Origin of the sequence: Streptococcus sp. C150 (assembly GCF_000187445.1) — a bacterium.
Lineage (GTDB): Bacteria > Bacillota > Bacilli > Lactobacillales > Streptococcaceae > Streptococcus > Streptococcus raffinosi.
Genome location: NZ_GL698449.1, coordinates 1,461,415 through 1,466,801 on the forward strand (window position 1 = coordinate 1,461,415; position 5,387 = coordinate 1,466,801).

General features: G+C 38.6%; 8 protein-coding genes. 4 read left to right on the forward strand and 4 right to left on the reverse strand.

The features are described from left to right. The coding region (gene tnpA, locus HMPREF0848_RS06575) for an IS200/IS605 family transposase (protein ID WP_037609186.1) at positions 1 to 353 on the reverse strand (353 nt) is incomplete at its 3' end. 423 nt (positions 354 to 776) lie between these two features. Between tnpA and HMPREF0848_RS06580 the strand changes: the two genes are divergently transcribed. Together HMPREF0848_RS06580 and HMPREF0848_RS06585 are read left to right on the forward strand one after the other, a co-directional pair. Continuing rightward, positions 777 to 1,559, forward strand: a complete 783-nt coding sequence (locus HMPREF0848_RS06580; RefSeq protein ID WP_008535464.1) for a carbonic anhydrase — start codon at positions 777 to 779, stop codon at positions 1,557 to 1,559. A gap of 85 nt (positions 1,560 to 1,644) precedes the next feature. Then, complete coding sequence (locus tag HMPREF0848_RS06585; protein WP_008535467.1) at positions 1,645 to 2,097, forward strand: GNAT family N-acetyltransferase; 453 nt, start codon at positions 1,645 to 1,647, stop codon at positions 2,095 to 2,097. 16 nt (positions 2,098 to 2,113) lie between these two features. On the opposite strand, the gene HMPREF0848_RS06590 is transcribed toward HMPREF0848_RS06585, so the two are convergent. Genes HMPREF0848_RS06590 through HMPREF0848_RS06600 form a run of 3 tightly spaced genes read right to left on the reverse strand, consistent with a single transcriptional unit; the run spans position 2,114 to position 4,474 of the window. Next, complete coding sequence (locus HMPREF0848_RS06590; protein WP_008535469.1) at positions 2,114 to 2,788, reverse strand: hypothetical protein; 675 nt, start codon at positions 2,786 to 2,788, stop codon at positions 2,114 to 2,116. Next, positions 2,772 to 3,719: a serine hydrolase domain-containing protein gene (locus HMPREF0848_RS06595; protein WP_037609051.1), complete on the reverse strand. Its 948-nt coding sequence runs from the start codon at positions 3,717 to 3,719 to the stop codon at positions 2,772 to 2,774. The genes HMPREF0848_RS06590 and HMPREF0848_RS06595 overlap by 17 nt, the downstream gene beginning before the upstream one ends. After that, entirely contained in the window at positions 3,719 to 4,474 is a 756-nt protein-coding gene (locus HMPREF0848_RS06600) for a CppA family protein (protein ID WP_021146410.1), read from the reverse strand. Before HMPREF0848_RS06600 ends, HMPREF0848_RS06595 begins: the two co-directional genes overlap by 1 nt. Before the next feature lie 173 nt (positions 4,475 to 4,647). Between HMPREF0848_RS06600 and HMPREF0848_RS10875 the strand changes: the two genes are divergently transcribed. Continuing rightward, positions 4,648 to 4,860, forward strand: coding sequence for a hypothetical protein (locus HMPREF0848_RS10875; protein ID WP_008535474.1), 213 nt, complete (start codon positions 4,648 to 4,650; stop codon positions 4,858 to 4,860). Between the two features lie 3 nt (positions 4,861 to 4,863). Next, the gene (locus HMPREF0848_RS06605) at positions 4,864 to 5,319 is read left to right on the forward strand and encodes a CPBP family intramembrane glutamic endopeptidase (RefSeq protein ID WP_008535475.1); all 456 of its coding nucleotides are present in this window, start codon (positions 4,864 to 4,866) and stop codon (positions 5,317 to 5,319) included. Positions 5,320 to 5,387: the final 68 nt, after the last annotated feature.

Below are 5,387 nucleotides of genomic sequence, written 5' to 3' on the forward strand. Positions count from 1 at the left end.
AGTCCTACCGTACTTACATAATAACCTTCTGCCCAAAAATGTCTGTTCCCAAATTTATATTTTAAATTGGCGTGTTTATCAAACATCATTAATGCACTTTTACCTTTTAAATATCCCATAAAACTAGCTACACTCATTCGTGGTGGAATACTTACTAACATATGGACATGATCTGGCATTAAGTGGCCTTCTATTATTTCAACGCCTTTATATTGGCATAGTCTATGAAAAATCTCTCCCAGACTACTCCTATATTGATTATAGATTATTTTTCGTCTATACTTAGGTGTAAATACAATGTGGTACTTACACATCCATTTTGTATGTGATAAACTGTGAGCTTTTTGCGCCATAGTCTTAACTCCTTCCGCTTTACAATTGGCTTGAACACCTATATTGTAACTCGTTTGGAGTTTTTTTGTTATGACGGTATAACCTTCGATGCGCACCCGCATAGCGGGTGGTTTATCTGTTTCGCACCTTCGGAGCGAAACGGACTTAAAGTCACATAATAATAAGGAACTCGCTAGTGCGAGTTCTTTTATTTTTATAAAAAATCATGTTATTTTATCATATTATTATAACTAATTTATAATATATATTGACATTTTATTAGATAAGCTATAGAATATAAGCATTTCCGTTTGGAATTTCCAAACACTTCTTTCTCAGAAGAGCTATCATTACATCAGCCTGAATCACTGTCACAATAAAGAGACCTTACTAATGACAAGTATAGCTCTTTGTGATGGGACTAGGGACAACAAGGAGGAAAGATGACTAAGAAATGTTCAACCTTAACTGGAGTACTATCACTCATGGCTAGTGCCGTTCTACTCGTAGCCTGCCAATCCAAGACTGACACTGAAACCTCTAAATCCAAAGATGTTCCATGGGGGTATACTGGTGCAACTGGTCCTGAACATTGGGGTGACCTCTCCAAAGATTATGAACTCAGCAAAAATGGTAAAGAACAATCTCCAATCAATATCACAGGAGCTGAAGATGTCGATCTTCCAGAACTAAACCTTCATAATCAAGAATCAAAAGGCCAAGTTGAAAACAATGGTCATACGATTGAAGTCAGCTTTAAAAATCCCAAGAATAGTCTAACGATTGGTGATGATGTCTATAAATTGCAACAGTTTCATTTTCACGCACCCAGTGAGAATGAAATTGATGGCAAAACCTATCCTCTTGAAGGACACTTCGTCTACAAGACCGATACTGGTAAAATCACTGTTGTCTCTGTTCTCTATAATTATGGGGATGAAAACCAAGCCTTGAAACAAATCTGGGATAAGATGCCTCAAGCTGCTAATACTGAAACCGAGTTGTCTCAGCCTATCTCACTAGATGATTTCTATCCTGAAGACAAAGACTACTACAACTTTGAAGGCTCCTTAACAACTCCACCATGTACTGAAGGTGTTAATTGGATTGTCTTCAAAAAACAAGAAACCGTCAGCAAGGAACAGGTAGAAAAATTCACACAAACCCTTGGATTTGAAAATAATCGTCCTATCCAAGAAACAAACGGTCGAAAAATCAAAGAATAAAGTCTTACAGAAAGCTTGATGTCCCCTCTTCTCATCAAGCTTTTTTCCATTGACGATTAGCTATAAGCTTTGTTAAAATGACCCTATGATCATTAAACATACAAGAGATACACTTTCAGAAACTTACCTAGATGCCGTAGCCATTCGAAACACTGTTTTTGTTAAAGGACAAGGAGTCCCACGCTCCATCGAAATTGATGTCAATGAAGCCTACTGCATTCACTTTGTCCTCTATGATGATAAGGGTCAGGCTGCTGCAACTGTACGCTTACTGCCCAACAAGGATTTGACTCAGGTCACCCTCCAACGCATGGCTGTGCTTGACACCTACCAAGGTCAAGGGCTAGGGAGCATCCTCCTTAAAGAGGCTGAAGATTTTGCCCAAGAACAGGGCTTTAAATCTATTTCTCTCCATGCTCAACTAGGGGCACTTAAGTTCTACCTTAATAATGGCTATCAAGAAGTCGGTCAAATCTTTGAAGAAGCTGGAATCCAACATATTACTGTTGAAAAATCCTTAATAAGTAAAAAAGCTTAAGCAGTATAGCAACTGCTTAAGCTTCTTCTTTTGTCGCAAATATCGGATAACCATGCTCGACAGCAAGCACTGTCACATTTTCTCTTTTCTTTAAAGCCTCTACGATTTTTCTCCAGTATTTCTGCCCTGTAAAAAGAAAGACAAACACTCCCATGTAGACCAAAAAACCAAGAAATTGTTTATATTCAGAAGATGACAGTTTTGATTCTAGTTCTAGGAGCTCGAACAGTCCTCTCAATAGGACTGTACAGATGATCATTATAAGACTAAGTCCACTAAAGTATCCTAAACATATCAGCAAATATCCTATTTGAAGTTTCTTGAAACGCTTCTTATACAGTAACCTATAGTCTTGACCGTACTTTTCAAATACAGGAAAGGAAATATCAAGCCCTCTTCTCATACGAATGACTTTCAAATCAGGTTGGGCACGATAACCAAGGTAATGAATCAGTTTGTATAGTAGCTCTCTTATCAAAATATAGGAAGAAGCGGTTACAGCGGACACTATACTTAAAAATAGAAAAGAAGATAAAGAAAAGGAATCTTTATCAAACGCTAACAAGCCTTCTATCACTACAAAAAACATACCACAGACAAAGAGATTACTCCCATTAAGTATGCAAAAAAGCAGACTCAGAAACCAAGAGACAAGCTTTCTTTCCTTGGAGTGCCTACTTGACCGCTTCACTGATCAACTCTTCCTTTATTATCTCAATCAAGGCATCTCTATCCTTAATCCATTGAGCTCTCTCATCCTTGTAGTAGGTACGATTACTTAGGAAAATCGCCGCACGTTGAGCTGGGATGTTAATCAGAACAAAGGTCCCTGTATAACCAGTATGAAGAATCCAATCTCCTTGAAGGTCCCAAGCGACACTACGTTCCTTCTTGGATTGGCTGATATTTTTCGTCAGATTCTTAGCAAAATCATCCTTCAAATAATGATTAACAAAAATTTCTAAGTCTTTAAGGGTTGAAAAGAGACCTGCTGAACCTGTATGCTCTTTAAGAACACGAGCTTTGGGATCGTGAACAGTTCCGCCCGGAATGCCCTTAACCGTCGGAACAGCAATCCCAACTGGCCCAAACTGTGTCTCAGACATACCAAAAGGTTGAAAAACTTCGGAGTCAAAGAGCTTATCCAGACTTAGTCCAGACAACTTTTCGAGCATCAGTCCCAAGAGAATAAAGTTAATATCGGTATACAAGAAAGGTTTATCATCCCTAACTTTGATGGCGTTTATAGCAGCAATCAAACCCTCCTGATCTAATTCATCACGATTAGGAATGAAAGGATCAATCCCACTACTATGAGACAAGAGCTGACGTAATGTTAATGTCTTATTTTCTACTGCGGGGTAGTAGGTTGACAGCTTCTCATCCAAGTCCAATTTATCGGCCTGCAGATAGAAAAGACAGAGGGTTCCAACCCCAACCACCTTGGATACACTGGCTAGGTCATAGGTGAGACCTGGAACTACTGGAACATAGCCATCTTGAGTCCCTTGGTAGTACTCCTGCCAAGTCTTTCCATCATAAAGGGCAAGGCTGGCACCCGGAAAGATGTCAGCCTTGATGTAGTCTGTAATTGTTGCTAATGTTTGTTGAAAATCAGTCATTATTTTGTTAGCCAAACCTCAATATTACTCATATCAGTCAACGCAAGTAGGTGTCCTTTGCTATCCAAGTAACTTGAGAACTGTTCCTCTTCGAGTTTATCATGCAAGGCAACTAAGTCATAGTCTTCTGCCACCTTAAACTCGAGAATTTCCAAATCCCAAGTTTGATCAGGAGTTACTTGAAGGTCAGGACCTTCCGCCTTTTCAAAGTGGATAGATAAAGGTAGTTCTTCACCAAAAAGATTGTCATAGAAGAAGGCTGCTTTAACCGTATCCACAACATTCAGAGTCAAGGACTGAACGGTAAAGTCTGAAACACCTTTAAAGTCTTCATTTTCTTCAACATCTGCATACTCGATTGTCTTGAGCGTTGACAAGTCATCCTCAGCGTGCATCAAAATAAGACCATTTTCCGGTGAAACTGTTTCAAAGGCATAACCATTTTCCCCTTGAAAAATAGCCTTGGCTTGGTGATCGTCACGCGCCAAAAGGTACTCAATCTCAAGTGGATCTGAAACCTTAATAACCACTTTATTAATTTTCTTAGGGCCTTCAACTGCACGGCAACGGTAAGCTGGAGACTCTTCAATCACAAAGAGTGATTGGTGGTCTGCCCAATCTGTGAAGACGGCAAGAGCATTTTCTTCTGTTAATAGTTTAAATCCTAGTGTATTTTGGTAAAACTCAATATTTTCTTGTCTGTTATTCACACGAAAGATTGGTGTGTGAAACTTAAAATTCCCTGATTGCGTCATGACAACCTCCATTCTTTTCTATTTTATCCAAAAAGAGGCTGTGTGACAAGGATTTTCCAAAGAAAAAATTGGATTGTAATTTTTTCACTTTCTTTCGCATAAATTGTGAAAAACATTATAGTTTATTCACTTTTTGAGTAGCTATTTCCTCATTTTAGGGTATAATTGAGAGTATGAAAATTCTCGTTAATCACATAGTATTTAGGCGGACCTATCAAGGTTTGTTTTTATTACTAATGATTGTTATCCCAAACTTTGCTTTGAGTCTGATGACCTCCTACAATAGTCAGACTGGATTGACTTTTACGAACCCTGAAAGCTGGGGAATCATCGCTATCAATCTCATCATTTTTTACCTTACCTATCTCTGGGCAAAGAGTGAATGATTGATGACTCGCTTTAGACTAGACCTCAAGGATGCTAAAGCAATTATCTGGGGCTTTCTCACTATCTTCTTGATGGGAGTCATTGGCAGTAATCTTATGCTACTAACCCATACTACCTATCACGGAGAACTTCTAAGAACCCTTACGACAACGCCTATCCTTCCAGTAGCCATTGGTATGATTACGACAGCCTTCCTCCAAGAAATCCTCTTTCGCAAGTGGATTTTTACCTGGTTAGCTCCCTATTCGAAAACGGCTGTGCTAGTCAGCACTGGTCTCTTTTGTCTCTTTCATATGCCAACTAATCTTGCCTATCTCACTCTTTATATCGGAATGGGATTAGCCCTCTCTATGGTCTACCAAAAAAGAGAGAACTTATCTGCAAGTATCACACTTCATGTTTTATGGAATCTTTACACCTTAGGTGCTACCATTCTAGTAATGACTAATCCGATGTGACTGAGAATATTTTCTCAGTTTTTTATTACTTTCAATATTTTAAGCATAAAAAAAATCTGAAGCTTAAA